Origin of the sequence: Pantoea sp. NSTU24, assembly GCF_050157905.1 — a bacterium.
Lineage (GTDB): Bacteria > Pseudomonadota > Gammaproteobacteria > Enterobacterales > Enterobacteriaceae > Pantoea.
In genome coordinates this window covers 886,362-901,685 of record NZ_JBKIWZ010000001.1, presented here as the reverse complement: position 1 = coordinate 901,685, position 15,324 = coordinate 886,362, and the positions used below count along the sequence as shown (strand labels likewise).

Genomic DNA, 15,324 nt, shown 5'->3' with positions numbered 1-15,324 from the left:
CTATGGCCTGTTTACTGGCTCTGATATTCAGGATATCGATCGATGAAAAAGGCTTTTTTCGGGCTGACCGCCCTGTTGTTCGCCCTGCTGTTAAGTGGCTGTAATCAGCTGACGCAATACACCATCAGTGAACAGGACGTTAACCAGGCGCTGCAAAAACACAATAATTATGAGAAAGATATTGGCGTTTCCGGGCTGGTTAACGCGCATATCGTGCTGAACAATCTCAGCAGCCAGATCGGCCGCGAAGAGCCCGGCAAGGTGACGCTCTCCGGCAGTGCCAAGATTAACGTTACGTCGCTGTTCGGCCCACAGCAGGCGGATATGCAGCTGAAGATGCGGGCACAGCCAATCTACGATCCGCAGCAGGGTGCCATCTATCTGCGCGATCTGGAAATTACCGACGCGCAGGTGGCACCGGAAAAAATGGCTGCGATCATGAAGACGCTGACCCCCTACCTGAATCAGTCGCTGAAAAGCTATTTTGATCAGAAGCCAGCCTACGTGCTCAGCGCCGACCGCAGCAAGGGCGAGTCGCTGGCGAAGAAGTTCGCCAAAGGGCTGGAAGTGAAGCCCGGCGAGCTGGTGATCCCCTTTACTGAGTAACGTCGAATACCGCGCCTCTGGCGCGGTTTTTCTTTGTCGGCATAAAAAGCAGGTGCAAACGGTTGCCTGAATCCTTATGCTTATACCCCGGCCAAAACATGCCTTTTGTTTTCTCTTCTGCCGGAGCTTCACTGATGACAGCACACCCTCAGCAACTTACCCTGCGTCGCCCTGACGACTGGCATATTCATCTGCGTGATGATGAGATGCTTAAAACGGTTCTGCCCTATACCAGCGCGGTGAATGGTCGTGCCATTGTGATGCCAAACCTGGTGCCACCTGTAACCAGCGTCGCGGCGGGTGAAGCCTATCGCGACCGTATCCTGGCGGTGCTGCCCGCAGGTCACGCGTTTACCCCGCTGATGACCTGTTATCTGACTGACTCGCTCGATCCGGATGAACTTGAGCGCGGCTTCGCCTCCGGTCTGTTCACTGCAGCTAAGCTCTATCCGGCGCACGCCACCACCAACTCCAGCCATGGCGTGACCGATATCGCCTCGATTGCACGGGTGCTGGAGCGGATGCAGGCACTGGGAATGCCGCTGCTGGTGCACGGTGAGGTGACCGCCGCGCATGTCGATATCTTCGACCGCGAAGCGCGCTTTATTGAAACGGTGATGGAGCCGCTGCGCCGCCAGTTTCCGGCGCTGAAAGTGGTGATGGAGCACATTACTACCCAGGATGCCGCCGACTATGTTGCCGCTGCCGATGATAACCTGGGCGCGACCATTACCCCGCAGCATCTGATGTTTAACCGCAACCACATGCTGGTGGGCGGTATCCGCCCGCATCTCTACTGCCTGCCGATCCTGAAGCGCAATGTGCATCAGGAGGCGCTGCGTAAGGTGGTGGCCAGTGGCCATCCGCGCTTCTTTTTGGGCACCGACACCGCGCCGCATCTGCAACATCTCAAAGAGTCCAGCTGCGGCTGTGCTGGCGTATTTAATGCGCCAACGTCACTGCCCGCCTACGCCACCGTTTTTGAAGAACTGGGGGCGCTGGAGCACTTCGAAGCGTTCTGTTCGGAGAATGGTCCGCGTTTTTATGGCCTGCCGCTGAACCAAGGCACGATCACGCTGGTGCGTGAAACCTGGCAGGTGCCGGAAACCCTTGCCCTGGGCAGCCATTCACTGGTGCCATTCCTGGCCGGTGAGACACTGAACTGGCGCGTCGCATAATTTTTCTTGCCTCCGGCCTCCGGATACTGTAAATATATACAGTATCTTAACCGGAGGCTGTTATGCGCGTTGAAATTACCGTATCAAATACCCGACCTCTTCCTGCTGGTGCGATTGAAGCGTTAAGCGACGAACTGTCGCGCCGCATCGATGAACAATTCCCTGACTCGACCAATCACGTCAAGGTACGTTACGCCAGTACCAACAATCTCAGCGTGCTGGGCGGTGGAAAAGAGACGCGCGACCAGATCAGCGAGATCCTGCAGCAGACGTGGGAGAGCGCTGACGACTGGTTCATTACTGATTAACCGCCACTGTGCTTTTTTTCCGGGTGTCGCCACCCGGTTTTTTTATCTTTTCTCCCCTCTCGCACTTCCCCCGCCCAGCATCTAGACTCTGAATGATCAATACCCTATGCTTGCGCTCGTCATGCATAACAGGAGATGCGACACCATGACTACTGATAAACCGGAAGAGGCGATGACCTTTGGTGAGCTGCTGGCACTGATTGGCGACCAGCAGCGTCGTTTAACGGTGCTGGAAAATGCCTTTTCCAGTCTGATGTTCTGTCTTGACGATCGGGCCAGCCAGCTGCTGGCGCACAACCTGTCGCTGGAAGCTCAGAACCAGAATCACGATGAGCAGCTTCAGCAGCACTTTGCCCGACTGGCAGAGAGCGTGCAGAAACGCAGCGGCGGCATCGTACCGGAAACGCCGACGCTCTGATGCGCTCAGGCCGTATCGGCTTTCCTGCCCATTGAATCATGATAAAAATGCCTGCCCGCCAGGCATTTTATTTTTCATCTCCGGCCTGTTAAATACAAATGTTCTGTGAGAAGCTGACTCACGGCACTCTTTAAACAGTCATACCCGGGTTTACTGTTATAATTGTTCTTTCGACCGGAAGAAAAAAGCCGCATTGAACCTCACCATGCACTTCGTTTAACGAGTAATAAGGAGGTTATAATGGACAGAAAAGATGTGATTCAGACTCACCCGCTGGTGGGCTGGGATATCAGTACCGTCGACAGTTATGACGCCATGATGATCCGCCTGCACTCGTTATCGTCGCAGGATCAGAAAGAAGAAGAAGCGGATGTTGGCCCAACCTACTGGCTGACAACGGATGTGGCAAGGCAGTTTATCTCGATCCTCGAAGCGGGGATTGCCAAGATAGAATCAGCCGAACAGATAGAACGACTCCTCAATAAGCATTAACTTCTGCCACATCAGACAGGCACCCTCAGGGGTGCCTTTTTCGTTTCTGTTTCTGGTATGCTTTTGATTATCTGACTCTTAGAGCGTGGTTCTCATGATTTATGATCTTATTGTCGTTGGCAGCGGCTCGGTGGGCGCGGCGGCAGGCTACTATGCCACCCAGGCAGGGTTATCGGTGCTGATGATCGACAGCGCCCATCCCCCCCACCAGCAAGGCACCCATCATGGCGAGAGCCGGCTGATTCGTCACGCCTACGGCGAAGGCGAGCGCTATGTGCCGCTGGTGCTGCGGGCGCAGACGCTGTGGGATGAGCTGGAACAGCAGGCTGGCGAACGCATCATGCATCGCAGCGGCGTGCTGAACCTGGCCCCTCTTGCGTCGCCGTTTATCCGCAACGTCATTGACAGCGCCACCCGCTGGCAGCTCAATATCCAGGTGATGCAGCCCGATGAGGTGCGCAAACGCTGGCCGCAGATTAATGTGCCAGAGGGCTATCTGGGCGTCTTCGAACCGCAGTCCGGTTTTCTGAAATGCGAGCAGGCGGTGCGCAGCTGGATCCAGCTGGCCGAACAGGCGGGCTGTGCGCAGCTGTTCAACTGCCCGGTTTCCTCGCTGGGCCGCGACGGCGACCTGCAGCAGGTCACCACCCTGGATGGCATCTACAGGAGTCGTAAAATGCTGGTCAGCGCGGGCACCTGGGTGGGAAAACTCGTTCCGGATTTGCCGGTCGCGCCGACTCGCAAAGTGTTTGCCTGGTATCAGGCCGACGGCCGCTACAGTGAAAATAATCGGTTCCCCGGCTTTACCGTGGAGATGCGCGACGGCAGCCAGTTCTACGGCTTCCCGGCGGATAACAACGCCCTGAAAGTGGGCCGTCATGATGGCGGGCAGCTGATGCAGCAGCCCGAAGATCGCAAGCCCTTTGGCACCGTCGCCTCCGATGGCAGCGAAGCCTTCAGCTTCCTGCGGCAGTTTTTACCCGGCGTGGGTGTCTGTCTGCATGGTGAAGCGTGCAGCTACGACTTCAGTCCGGATGAGGACTTTATTATTGATACCCTGCCGGGTGAACCCAACCGTCTGGTGATAACCGGCCTCAGCGGACATGGATTTAAATTTGCCAGCGTGTTAGGCGAGCTGGCGACAGAGTTTGCTCAGGAAAAACCCTTCTCCTTTGATTTAACCCCGTTCCGCCTCTCCCGCTTCTGATGCCGATGCCGGAGGGATCGCACTTACCCCCTCCGGCCGACAAAAATTGACGAAACCTGAATATTCCTGACATGCAGGGCGCCATTTTTTTGCCCGAAATGTTAATTCTCCCGTTATTTCGTTGACTGCTTGCCGGATTGGAAAATTCTCATTCAGGAATATTGCGCAATATCCTGACTTTTATTCAATCAATTATTCCGCCCTGCGAAATTTTATAGAAACGTAAGGGCAGTTGCTTTTGTATTTCATAATGCAGATGCTTGTTTCATATTATTTCTTCCTGAACGCATCACTATGATAATACGTAATACCCCTCATCAGTTCGGGCTGATTGCTGTTCTGCTGCACTGGTCAATGGCGCTGGCAATATATGCCATGTTTGCACTGGGATTATGGATGGTCGGCCTCGGCTATTATGATAGCTGGTATCATGACGCCCCGGAGATACATAAAAGCATCGGCGTAATCCTGTTTCTGACGCTGATTGTTCGCCTGCTGTGGCGCGTTATTTCCCCGCCGCCCAGACCGCTGAGCAGTTATTCGCCACGGGTGCGCATCAGCGCCGTGGTAGCGCACCTGCTCCTCTACACCCTGCTGCTGGCGATTCTGATTAGCGGCTATCTGATCTCCACCGCGGACGGAAAGCCTGTCGCCGTTTTTAACCTCTTTACTCTGCCTGCTCTGTTCAGCGGCGCGGGCGAACAGGCCGATCTGGCGGGCGATATTCATCTCTGGCTCGCCTGGACGGTAGTTATTCTTTCGGTTTTGCACGGTCTCGCGGCGCTGAAACACCATTTTATCGACCGCGATAGCACCCTGAAACGGATGTCCGGTTATCCCCTCTCCACTCCCCTTGAAAAGGATAGATAATATGTTCAGGAAAACATTACTGGCGATGGCCAGCGCCAGCCTGCTGCTCGGTTCACTGAGCGTCCATGCAGCGGACTACAAAATCGACAAGGAGGGCCAGCACGCCTTTATTCAGTTCCGTATTCAGCATCTCGGTTACAGCTGGCTGTATGGCACCTTTAAAACGTTCGATGGCCGTTTTACCTTTGATGAGAAAAATCCCGCGGCAGACAAGGTGGAGGTGACGATTGACACCGCCAGTATCGATACCAATCACGCCGAGCGCGATAAACATCTGCGCAGCGCAGATTTCCTGAATAGCAGCAAAAACCCGCAGGCGACTTTTAAATCAACAGCGGTGAAAAAAGAGGGCGATGAATTTGAGATTACCGGCGATCTGACGCTGAACGGCGTGACAAAACCGGTGACGCTGGAAGCAAAAATGCTGGGCGAAGGAAAAGATCCCTGGGGCGGCTACCGCGCTGGCTTTGAAGCAGAGGGAGAAATTGCCCTGAAGGATTTCAATATCAACAAAGATCTGGGCCCGGCTTCACAGAAGGTTCAGCTGATGATCTCGGTGGAAGGCGTACGTCAGTAAAACAGCAAACCGCCTGAAGCGCACTTCAGGCGGCCACGCTTATTTCTTCTGCGGCGCGGGAATGGTCATATTTAACAGGCCACGGGACTTGTTAAAGATCTTATTACCGTTCTCGCGTCCTGCCCGGCGGGCACGCTGCTCTTCCGGCGAGAGTTTTGCCTCTTCCTGGCAGAGCGGGCTGCAGCAGTTTTCAAACTTCTCTGCACAACGCTGACACTGAATAAACAGCAGGTGACAGCCGTCATTCACGCAGTTGACGTGGGTATCGCAGGGCTCACCGCACTGATGGCAGTTCGACAGCACATCATCGGAGATCCGCTCACCCATACGCTCATCAAAGACGAAGTTTTTGCCTTTGAAGCGAACCGGTAATCCCTGCTCACGGGCACGGCGGGCATACTCAATAATACCGCCTTCGACGTGGTAGACATCCTCAAAACCGTTATGACGCATCCAGGCACTCGCCTTTTCACAGCGGATCCCGCCCGTGCAGTACATCACGATTTTTTTGTCTTTCTTATCCTTCAGCATATCAACCGCCATTGGCAGCTGATCGCGGAAGGTGTCGGCAGGCACTTCCAGCGCGTTGTCGAAGCGTCCCACTTCATATTCGTAGTGGTTGCGCATATCCACAAACAGCGCGTCGGGATCGTCCAGCATGGCGTTAACGTCGGCCGCTTTCAGGTAGTGCCCCACATTGCTGGCATCGAACGTCTTATCCTCAATCCCATCGGCGACGATGCGATCGCGCACTTTCAGACGCAGTACCCAGAACGATTTCCCATCATCATCCAGGGCGATGTTCATCCGCAGATTGTTCAGCGCCGGATCGAACTCATAGAGCCACGCTTTCATCTTTTCATACTGACTGGCGGGCACGCTAATCTGCGCGTTGATGCCTTCGTGCGCCACATAGACGCGGCCAAAGACCTTGAGCGCGGTCAGGCCAACATAGAGCGCGTCGCGGAAAGCTTTCGGATCGGCAATCTGGAAATACTTGTAAAAAGAGACTGTGGTGCGCGGCTCGGTTTCAGCCAGCATGCGCGCTTTCAGCTCTTTATTGGAAACGAGGTTATGTAACACTGGCATGGTGTTCTTTCCTGTTATCAATAGGTGAAATTTAGCGGCAACATGATACCTGATTTCAGCGGGATGCAAAGGCCAGTGTCAGTAATGATCGTCAGTTGCTGTTTTTATCACCACTCCTGTCTGAGCGGTATTCGTCACGCAACCGTCTGTGCTGTCACCGATATTTATGCGCACGATAAAAACTGGCACAATGGCATAAATTAACGAAATATCAGCACCGCACGGTGCGCGACGCAGGAAAATTAACCTTTATATGACTCAGTTGCCTCAGTTTTCACGAGAACTGCTTCACCCGCGCTATTGGCTGGCCTGGCTGGGTGTCGCTTCTCTTTATCTTTTGGTGCTACTTCCTTATCCCCTGCTCTATGTTCTCGGCTGCAATATTGGTCGTATCGGGATGCGGTTTATGAAGCGCCGCGTCAGCATCGCCCGACGGAATCTGGAATTAACCTTCCCGGATATGCCGGTTAATGAGCGCGAAGCGATGATTAAGCACAATTTTGAATCCGTCGGCATGGGCCTGATCGAAACCGGCATGGCATGGTTCTGGCCTGACTGGCGTATCAATAAATGGCACAAACCTTCAGGTCTGGAGCATATTCAGCAGGCACATGACAGCCAGCGCGGCATACTGCTTATTGGTATGCACTTTCTGACGCTGGAAATTGGTGCGCGCATGTTTGGTATTCACAATCCCGGGATTGGCGTCTACCGTCCGAATGACAATAAGCTGATTGACTGGCTGCAGGTGAAAGGCAGGATGCGATCGAACAAGAGCATGATCGATCGTAAAGATCTCAAGGGAATGATTCGTGCCCTGAAACAGGGCGAAATTATCTGGTACGCGCCTGACCACGACTATGGCCCGCGCAGCAGTGTCTTTGTTCCCTTTTTCGCTGTAGACAAGGCCGCTACGACAGTGGGCACGCATCTGCTGATCCGTACCGGTAAACCTGCCGTCATCCCGTTTGTGCCCCGTCGTCTGCCGGATGGGCGCGGCTATGAACTGATGATTTTGCCCGACATCAGCAGTGAATTTACGCTGGAAAGCGACGAGGTCACTGCAGCCAGAATGAATAAAGTGGTTGAAGAAGGCGTACTGCTGGCACCGGAACAGTATATGTGGCTCCACCGTCGTTTTAAAACGCGTCCGGAAGGTGAGCCTTCGCGCTACTAGTCTCTTCGCGCTGAATGCCTGACAGGCATTCAGCGCGTTTCTGATCTCCCTGCCTGCTAATTAAATCAGTCGTCCCCTTTTTCATCCTTTTTGCCGCGTAGCAGCAGCGCCAGGCATTAATACAGATCAGGTTTATTTCTCTTCCCGTTGTCCGATTATAATTACAGTCACTTATTAATTCAGAATAGCGCAGGCGGCATACGTGACTTTTAGCTTTTTATTCATTAAGTTTTCTGCAGAATATATCGACTTTATTCTGGCGCTGATTATTCATCGTGCCAGGCCTAATCCTATTTAGCCGCGCTTAATGGTATCTCTCCGCTAATGAATTGATAAAAATTAACTTATTTTACAGGGGATTGCTGGCGGGATTTGACTTATATTCCATTTTACAATTATTTAACAGCCTGATAGACCGTTATGGCATTTGAAGAAAGTTATCGTTCCCGGTAATTTCTGGCTGAACAGTCAGGCGTTTAACGGTTCTGACAGAATTATAAAAAAAGATTACACACAGCAAACCTCTAACGGGACAGATAATATGAACAAAGGTCTCTACTATTACGTGACTATCAGTACCGATCAGGAAAACTATCACTTTCTTCATCGTAAAGGCTGTAAGCGGATGCCGGATAAAGAGGCGGTTATCTTTATCGGTACGCTATATAACCTGAGCCAGGCACTTTCCATCGCCCGCATTAATTTTAAAAAGGTGAAGCCCTGCATCAAATGCTGTATCCGCTACTCGGCACCCGTAATCCATGAGTCTGTTCAGCCGGTTCTGCACTTCCCGCAAAAGATGATCTGATGTCTGCTGACGGGAAATGGCTTATTTCCCGTCAGTTGCACTGGCCGCGCCTTTCCCTCCCCGGAATTTCGTCTATCCTTCACTGAAATCACATCAACCCGCAGTCAATGAACCCGTAAAGGAGAAGCGCAATGAGCATGTACAGTACGTTAGAGGAAGCCATTGATGCTGCACGTGAAGAGTTCCTCGCAAATCACCCGGAGCTTGAGGAAGAAGATGCGTCGATCAGCCAGTTTGGTCTGCAGAAGTATGTGATGCAGGATGGCGATATCATGTGGCAGGCTGAGTTCCTGGAAGATGAAGGCGATACCGGGGAATGCATGCCTTACCGCAGCGGTGAAGCTGCTCAGGCCATTTTTGATGCTGACTTTGACGAAGTGGAACTGCGTCAGGAGTGGTTAGCGGAAAATACCCTGCACGAGTGGGACGACGGCGAGTTTCAGCTTGAGCCACCGCTGGACACCGAAGAGGGTGAAGCCGCGGCCCAGGAGTGGGAAGACGATAACAGCGATTCTGATCGCAGCTACTCGTAAGGACCGTGTTGGGCATCCACAGGCAATAACAGGGTGTCTACTACCAGCGACAGCGGCAGGTCGAGGATTGTCAGGATCCGCCATCCGCTGTCGCGGACATCCCACTGCACACCGGGATAGTATTGATTACCGTGCCCCTGCCCCGCAAAAGTCCGGCTGATAATACTGCCGCATCCGCTCAGGCAAATCACAGCCACGCCGATAACGCCCGCCTTTAAAAACCTGTTTACCACTGATATCCGCCCCAGAGAGCCATTGAGATTGTCACGCGCGCTGCGGTGACGGTCTGTTTCAATCTACCACTGTCCTGCTGTTTTTAAACGAAAAAAAGCGGCATCGCTGCCGCTTTTTCTGATTACGCGTTTTTCAGCGCGTGGGGGTTGAGTGAGAGTTTCTGATAGCTCTCCACCCACTGATGATACTTGTCCGCTTCTTCCCACAGCCGGGTGTGAACGCGGGCCAGCACCACCGGGTCACTGATCAGCTGCAGACGCTGGTCGCGGCTCAGTTTATCCGGCGTATCACTCAGCGCCTGGTCCACACGACGATCGCGGGCATAATCCAGTAACTGACTCTGCTTGTGACGCGAGGTCGCCAGCGCCGTTGCCAGCGCGTTAAACGCAGGGTGGAATACCGCGTGCATAAAGCCATTTTCCAGCGCGCGTTCGCGGTTCAGCTCCAGATAGCGATCGGTGTCCACCAGCTCCTGCGGCGGCGCGTACTCTTCCGGAATCAGGAACAGCTTCGCCCGCTTGCTTTTCAGCCCCAGCGTGGCGCGGCTCGACATCACCGAAACAAACGGCGACAGGATCAGGGAGAAGACAATCGGCGCAAGCCACCACAGGAAATTAAGATCCAGCAGGCCCATACCAATCGCCCACACCAGGCCCAGTGCCATCTGTGAACCGTGACGTTTAAACGCTTCGCTCCACGGCGTCGCATCGTCATCACGCTGTGGCGAGTTCCACACGACTTCCCAGCCCAGGAAGGCGCTGACCACGAACACCGTATGGAACAGCATGCGCACCGGTGCCAGCAGCACCGAGAACAGCGTTTCCAGCACCAGCGACGCCAGCAGGCGCAGCGGGCCGCCATAGGCTTTCGATCCTTTGAACCAGATCAGCACGACGCTCAGCATCTTCGGCAGGAACAGCAGCACCATCGTGGTCGAGAAGAGCGCGATGGCCAGCTCGGGACGCCACTGCGGCCAGACCGGGAACAGCTGCCGCGGTTGCAGGAAGTAGGTCGGTTCCATCAGCGTATGCACCACCTGCAGGGCGGTAGACAGCGCCAGGAACATAAACCAGAGCGGCGCCGACAGATAAGACATCACGCCCGTCAGGAACACCGCACGGTGAACCGGGTGCATCCCTTTCACAAGGAACAGGCGGAAGTTCATCAGGTTACCATGACACCAGCGACGGTCACGCTTCAGCTCATCCAGCAGGTTTGGTGGCAGCTCTTCATAAGAGCCAGGCAGGTCATAGGCAATCCAGACACCCCAGCCGGCACGACGCATCAGCGCAGCTTCCACGAAGTCATGCGACATAATGGAACCGGCAAAAGAGCCCTCACCCGGCAGCGGCGCCAGTGCGCAGTGCTCGATAAAGGGTTTCACACGGATAATGGCGTTGTGGCCCCAGTAGTGCGACTCACCCAGCTGCCAGAAGTGCAGACCGGCGGTAAACAGCGGACCGTAGACGCGGGTCGCAAACTGCTGACAGCGCGCATAGAGCGTGTCCATACCTGAGGCTTTTGGCGACGACTGAATAATCCCGGCATTCGGATTGGCTTCCATCATGCGCACCAGACCGGTGAGACACTCTCCGCTCATGACGCTGTCGGCGTCCAGCACCACCATATAGCTGTAGTTGCTGCCCCAGCGACGGCAGAAGTCATCGATGTTGCCGCTTTTACGCTTCACACGACGACGACGACGGCGATAGAAGATCCGGCCCGCGCCACCCACATCGCGTACCAGCTCCATCCAGGCTTTCTGTTCGGCGATGGCGATATCCGCATCATAGCTGTCGCTTAAAATGTAGACGTCGAAGTGATCGGCGTTACCGGTGCGAACCACGGATTCCCAGGTCGCACGCAGACCCGCATAAACACGCTCCACGTCTTCGTTACAGATAGGCATGATCAGCGCGGTGCGATGCGCCGGATTCAGCGGCTCATCCCCGACGGTCGAGTAGGAGATACTGTATTTATCCCGCCCGATCAGCAGCTGCAGGAAGCCCATCAGAGCTGTCCAGAAGCCCGCAGAGACCCAGCAGAACAGGATCGCAAACAGGAACAGGATACCGGTCTGCAACACATAGGGCAGAATCTGCATCACAGACTGCTGCCAGTTCTGGTTGATCATCTCCATCGGATCCAGCAGCGTCCAGCCCTGATACGGCAGAATACTCTTCATGTACCAGGTGGCGACGACAGTCTGAAAGAGAGTCAGAATCAGCAGGATATAGCGGCGAATCGACCCGACATGACGCCACTTCTCTTCCGCACGCTGCTCTTCCGCATTGGCGTAACGCGGCACCGATTTGTGTCCACGCAGTGAGTCCCAGGCACGGGCGACCGGGTTGGTTCGCCACGCTTCCGGGAACATCAGAGAGCGTTTAACCTTTGGCATCGCCTTCAGCGTGGTGCGGTCAAGATCATCTTTGCCCAGCTGCTGACCGCCGGCTAGGGAATCCGGCCAGGCCATTTCAACCCTCGATGAGACCGATTTTAACGGTGCATCGTCGGGGCGATCGCTGGCAGCAACATCCTTGCCCAGCGCATCATGGATGAAGTGGAACGCCCCGGCATTCTGTAAAGAACCGCTGAGACGTGCCTTCCCTGCCGCATCCAGCGGCAGAGATTCCACATAACGTTGAGGTGTAAAAGTCGATTTATTCATTGGCAGGTAACTGATAGCTCCAGGTTTCCGTCAATGTCTTGTCGCCGCTGACCAGCGCCGCCCGCATTTCGGTAGACTGTTTGGCATCTTTCACTCGCAGACGTAACACCAGACGCCAGCCTTTGGTGACCGGGTTATAACGTACGCTCTGCTCAACCACATCGGCATTTTTGCCAACGCTGACCTGTGGCGCAACCTGACTGTTTTCCGCCATCCTGCTCATGTCTTTACCCACAAAGTCGATGGTAAAGGCCACAGTGCCATCCGGCTGACGCACCAGATTAGACTGCTTCACATCTCCCGCCGAACGCAGGGTATTTTTGACCCACGCGGTATCGTCGGAGTGCAGCTTGTTTTCGTCGCGCGAGAAGTGCAGACGATAAGTGAAGTTCATCTCTTTGCCAGGCTCTGGCAGGTTCTCCGGCGTCCAGAACGCAACGATGTTGTCGTTGGTTTCATCCGCCGTCGGAATTTCGACCAGTTCAACCCGGCCTTTACCCCAGTCGCCTAACGGCTCAACCCAGCCGCTTGGACGCAGGTCGTAACGATCGTCCAGATCCTGATAGTTGCTGAAGTCACGGCCGCGCTGCAGCAGACCAAAGCCTTTTGGATTTTCGATGGTATAGGTACTGACCGCCAGATGACGCGGGTTGTTCAGCGGACGCCAGATCCACTCGCCGTTACCGTTATGGATAGAGAGACCGTCTGAATCGTGCAGTGCCGGACGGAAATTGTTTACCGCAGACGGCTGATTCTGGCCAAACAGGAACATACTGGTCAGCGGAGCGATGCCCAGTTTGCCGACGTTATCACGCAGGTAAACCTTCGACTGTACGTCAACCGTTGAGGCCTCACCCGGACGCAGCACAAAGCGATACGCGCCGGTCGCGCGAGGCGAGTCGAGCAGCGCGTAGATCACCAGCTGTTTGTCCTGCGGCTTCGGCCGCTCAATCCAGAACTCTTTAAAGCGCGGGAACTCTTCACCGGACGGCAGCGCCGTATCGATGGCCAGTCCACGCGCAGACAGGCCATAGACCTGACCGGCACCGATCACGCGGAAATAGCTGGCCCCCAGGAAGCTGGCAATCTCATCGCTTTTACCCTTGTTGTTCAGCGGGTAAAGGACTTTGAAACCGGCAAAGCCGAGGTTTTTTACCGCATCGGCGTCATGTTTTACGTTACCGAAATTGAAATAATCGGGGTTGTATTTAATCTCACGCACCGCGCTGGCGGTCACCTCATTGATCTGCACCGGGGTGTCGAAGTACATCCCCTGGTGATAGAACTCCAGCTTGAACGGCGTGCGCAGTTTGCCCCAGTACGCTTTATCGTGGTTAAACTGGATTTGCTGATAGTCAGCAAATTTCATTTCACGAAATTGAGAGGGTAAATTGCTTTTAGGCGCTTCGAAGCTTTTCCCTGCCAACGCTTTGGCTTGAACTGCAACATCATCAATAGTAAACGCCCAACTGTTGTTGGCATACAATGCCAGCAGAACCGCAGTACCCATCCAGCGTACCTTCATCAGTCCGGCTTTATTTTTTTCTTTAGTCAGCACATCCCCCCCTTTCGTGTGCTTAAATCAAACCCGTTTATCTTAATGGATTATTCGGTTTTCCGACAGCTCATGCGCAAGATTGTTCCTGAATTTCAGCGGACTTAACGCCAGTTTAGGACAATTAGACACTCCGGATTTCACTGATAGTATACGTGCTTTATCACAGCTAGAATTTCATACGATGATAATCCGGTTTCAGGGTGAAACTGGCCAACCGTACTAACGAACTGGAACTTTATGAGTACTGTAAAACCTGAACGTGAATACTTCCTCGACTCTATTCGCGCGTATCTGATGTTACTGGGGGTGCCCTTTCATGTTTCCCTCATCTACTCCGCGCAGAAATGGGCAGTGAACAGCCAGGAGGCTTCGCTGTGGCTGACGCTGCTGAATGATTTTATCCATTCCTTTCGTATGCAGGTCTTTTTTGTCATATCAGGCTACTTCTCCTACATGCTTTATCTGCGCTATCAGCCCCGGCGTTTCCTGAAGGTACGGCTGGAGCGTGTCGGGATCCCGATGCTGACTGCGGTTCCGCTCATCACCCTGCCGCAGTTTTTCATGCTGAAGGCCTGGACCGATAAGCTGGCTGACTGGCCCCGCTTTACCCCCTATCAGAAGTTTAATAACCTGATGTGGGAGCTGATTTCACACCTGTGGTTCCTGCTCGTACTGGTCATGCTGACCACGCTGGGCATGGTAACGTTCCGCTGGCTGCGCGATCAGCATCGCACTATCGACTACTCCCGGGTCGGCTGGGGAGCCCTCGCGGGCGGCGTGCTGGCGTGGGCGCTGGCGTGGTGTCTGTTCCGTCGTCTGGTGTTTATCTTTCAGCCGAACTGGCTGATGGATGGCCTGTTCAACATTGTCGTGATGCAGACGCTCTTTTATCTGCCTTTCTTTATGCTGGGGGCGCTGGCGTGGAAACATCCACCGCTGAAGCAGCTGTTTGTGCGATTCAGTCCGATGATGTGGAGTGGCGCGCTACTGCTGTTTGTCGCCTATTGCACCAATCAGCGTCTGGGCAGTGGCGATGGCTGGTTATATGAGATGGATGCCCTCATCACGACGCTGATGGGACTCTGTATGCTGAACGTCTGCTTCTGCGTGGGTCACAAACTGCTTAACTCGCATTCCCCGCGCATCATGTATCTGGTCAATGCGTCGCTGTTTATCTATCTGGTGCACCATCCGCTGACGCTGCTGTATGGCATTTATGTCACGCCACGGATCGAAAACAACACGCTGGGCTTTTTCACAGGGCTGCTGATGGTGTTTGGCATCGCGTTTCTGCTCTATGAGATTCACCTGCGGATTCCGCTGCTGCGCTTCCTGTTCTCAGGAAAGTTTGAGCGTAAACAAGCCGGTTCTGACCAGTAAGGGTGTGATCCAGAGACAGCGCTCACACTTAACGGGATGAGAGCACTGGCCTGTAGCAACGTATAACGGGCCCCGGACAAAAACGCCGGGCGCGTTGTTGAACGACGCAACGCGCGGGTCCGGCAACGGGCGTACCTCAGGGATGAGGTGCATAATCGCCCGTGCTGCCCCCGCCCTGGAGGGCGGGTTTAGCGTCTGTGCGGAAAGCTAAGATTCCC

General features: G+C 54.3%; 16 protein-coding genes. 12 read left to right on the top strand and 4 right to left on the bottom strand.

What is annotated here, in order from left to right:
* Window positions 1-42 precede the first annotated feature (42 nt).
* The 8 genes from ACLHDD_RS04445 (at window position 43) to ACLHDD_RS04410 (ending at window position 5,656) form a co-directional block, all read left to right on the top strand.
* A complete protein-coding gene (locus ACLHDD_RS04445; protein WP_427103102.1) occupies window positions 43-606 on the top strand; it encodes a lipoprotein in 564 nt (187 codons plus the stop codon).
* A gap of 134 nt (window positions 607-740) precedes the next feature.
* A complete protein-coding gene (gene pyrC / locus ACLHDD_RS04440; protein ID WP_427103101.1) occupies window positions 741-1,784 on the top strand; it encodes a dihydroorotase in 1,044 nt (347 codons plus the stop codon).
* A 62-nt stretch (window positions 1,785-1,846) separates the two neighbouring features.
* Window positions 1,847-2,092: a DNA damage-inducible protein I gene (gene dinI / locus ACLHDD_RS04435; protein ID WP_111138619.1), complete on the top strand. Its 246-nt coding sequence runs from the start codon at window positions 1,847-1,849 to the stop codon at window positions 2,090-2,092.
* A gap of 145 nt (window positions 2,093-2,237) precedes the next feature.
* The gene (locus ACLHDD_RS04430; RefSeq protein ID WP_427103100.1) at window positions 2,238-2,510 is read left to right on the top strand and encodes a hypothetical protein; all 273 of its coding nucleotides are present in this window, start codon (window positions 2,238-2,240) and stop codon (window positions 2,508-2,510) included.
* A gap of 240 nt (window positions 2,511-2,750) precedes the next feature.
* Window positions 2,751-3,002 (top strand): biofilm formation regulator BssS, encoded by a 252-nt coding sequence (bssS, locus tag ACLHDD_RS04425; protein WP_128085674.1) that lies wholly within the window; start codon window positions 2,751-2,753, stop codon window positions 3,000-3,002.
* 94 nt (window positions 3,003-3,096) lie between these two features.
* Complete coding sequence (solA, locus tag ACLHDD_RS04420; RefSeq protein ID WP_427103099.1) at window positions 3,097-4,209, top strand: N-methyl-L-tryptophan oxidase; 1,113 nt, start codon at window positions 3,097-3,099, stop codon at window positions 4,207-4,209.
* Window positions 4,210-4,503: 294 nt separating this feature from the next.
* Window positions 4,504-5,079, top strand: coding sequence for a cytochrome b (locus ACLHDD_RS04415; protein WP_427103098.1), 576 nt, complete (start codon window positions 4,504-4,506; stop codon window positions 5,077-5,079).
* A 1-nt stretch (window position 5,080) separates the two neighbouring features.
* Entirely contained in the window at window positions 5,081-5,656 is a 576-nt protein-coding gene (locus tag ACLHDD_RS04410; RefSeq protein WP_427103097.1) for a YceI family protein, read from the top strand.
* A 39-nt stretch (window positions 5,657-5,695) separates the two neighbouring features.
* Here ACLHDD_RS04410 and ACLHDD_RS04405 read toward each other — a convergent pair whose 3' ends face one another.
* Window positions 5,696-6,745 carry a rhodanese-related sulfurtransferase gene (locus tag ACLHDD_RS04405; RefSeq protein ID WP_427103096.1) on the bottom strand — a complete coding sequence of 350 codons (1,050 nt, stop codon included), beginning with the start codon at window positions 6,743-6,745 and terminating at the stop codon, window positions 5,696-5,698.
* A gap of 253 nt (window positions 6,746-6,998) precedes the next feature.
* On the opposite strand from ACLHDD_RS04405, the gene ACLHDD_RS04400 reads away from it, so the two are divergent.
* The 3 genes from ACLHDD_RS04400 to ACLHDD_RS04390 all read left to right on the top strand — a co-directional run bounded on the left by ACLHDD_RS04400 (window position 6,999) and on the right by ACLHDD_RS04390 (window position 9,263).
* A complete protein-coding gene (locus tag ACLHDD_RS04400) occupies window positions 6,999-7,922 on the top strand; it encodes a Kdo(2)-lipid IV(A) acyltransferase (protein ID WP_427103095.1) in 924 nt (307 codons plus the stop codon).
* Between the two features lie 541 nt (window positions 7,923-8,463).
* The gene (locus ACLHDD_RS04395) at window positions 8,464-8,730 is read left to right on the top strand and encodes a hypothetical protein (RefSeq protein WP_427103094.1); all 267 of its coding nucleotides are present in this window, start codon (window positions 8,464-8,466) and stop codon (window positions 8,728-8,730) included.
* A gap of 131 nt (window positions 8,731-8,861) precedes the next feature.
* On the top strand, window positions 8,862-9,263 hold the full coding sequence (locus ACLHDD_RS04390; RefSeq protein ID WP_111138610.1) for a MysB family protein: 402 nt from the start codon (window positions 8,862-8,864) through the stop codon (window positions 9,261-9,263).
* Here ACLHDD_RS04390 and ACLHDD_RS04385 read toward each other — a convergent pair.
* The 3 genes from ACLHDD_RS04385 to ACLHDD_RS04375 all read right to left on the bottom strand — a co-directional run bounded on the left by ACLHDD_RS04385 (window position 9,254) and on the right by ACLHDD_RS04375 (window position 13,696).
* Window positions 9,254-9,496 carry a YceK/YidQ family lipoprotein gene (locus ACLHDD_RS04385; protein WP_427103093.1) on the bottom strand — a complete coding sequence of 81 codons (243 nt, stop codon included), beginning with the start codon at window positions 9,494-9,496 and terminating at the stop codon, window positions 9,254-9,256. The two genes, ACLHDD_RS04390 and ACLHDD_RS04385, sit on opposite strands and share 10 nt — an antisense overlap.
* Window positions 9,497-9,618: 122 nt before the next feature.
* Window positions 9,619-12,168: a glucans biosynthesis glucosyltransferase MdoH gene (gene mdoH / locus ACLHDD_RS04380; RefSeq protein WP_427103092.1), complete on the bottom strand. Its 2,550-nt coding sequence runs from the start codon at window positions 12,166-12,168 to the stop codon at window positions 9,619-9,621.
* On the bottom strand, window positions 12,161-13,696 hold the full coding sequence (locus tag ACLHDD_RS04375) for a glucan biosynthesis protein G (RefSeq protein ID WP_427105168.1): 1,536 nt from the start codon (window positions 13,694-13,696) through the stop codon (window positions 12,161-12,163). Before ACLHDD_RS04375 ends, mdoH begins: the two co-directional genes overlap by 8 nt.
* A gap of 267 nt (window positions 13,697-13,963) precedes the next feature.
* Here ACLHDD_RS04375 and mdoC point away from each other — a divergent pair, with 267 nt between their 5' ends.
* The gene (mdoC, locus tag ACLHDD_RS04370; RefSeq protein WP_427103091.1) at window positions 13,964-15,106 is read left to right on the top strand and encodes a glucans biosynthesis protein MdoC; all 1,143 of its coding nucleotides are present in this window, start codon (window positions 13,964-13,966) and stop codon (window positions 15,104-15,106) included.
* The last annotated feature ends 218 nt before the right edge of the window (window positions 15,107-15,324 follow it).